Source organism: Streptomyces chisholmiae, from assembly GCF_031845445.1.
GTDB classification, from domain to species: domain Bacteria; phylum Actinomycetota; class Actinomycetes; order Streptomycetales; family Streptomycetaceae; genus Streptomyces; species Streptomyces chisholmiae.
In genome coordinates, this window is the sequence record NZ_JAVREO010000121.1 from 1 (window position 1) to 475 (window position 475).

Consider the following 475-nt stretch of genomic DNA (forward strand, 5'->3'; position numbering starts at 1 on the left):
CCGTTGCGATCGACCAGCCGCCAGCCATGCAGCGACACTGCCGTGGTGGCGCGGTTGCCGATCACAACGGCCTCATGTCCAGGGTCCGGGCCTACGGGATTGATCAGCGCCCGCTCGAGGTATGCCGCCCCCAGACCGACCAGTGCGCCCGGGCCCGGGTGCCCGATCAACCGGGACAGCGGCTGCGCGCCCGGTGCCGCGTCACCCACCACGTCGGTGGGCACCTGCTGCGTCTGGAACGCCAGCAGAATGCCGACGACCCGATCGGGGAAGGCCAGCAGGAGCCCGCCGTCGTGGAATGCGCCGTTGTCGCCGCTGTGGGCGCCGACGTTGCCCTGATTCATGTGGATGTCGTGAACGCCGTGAAGACCGTCGGTGTTGCCGAATTCGGCATCGATCGGCTTGTGCAGGTTGCGGTCGAACTTGGCACCGAAGGCGTAGAGTTCGCCGCCGGCTGCGCTGCACTGGGTCAGAT

The 475-nt window shown here is 68.2% G+C and carries 1 protein-coding gene; it reads right to left on the reverse strand.

All coding sequences use genetic code 11. The annotated features are described in order from the left end of the window. A partial coding sequence (locus RM844_RS32370) for a DUF2278 family protein (RefSeq protein WP_311671019.1) occupies positions 1-475 on the reverse strand: 475 nt, incomplete at both ends.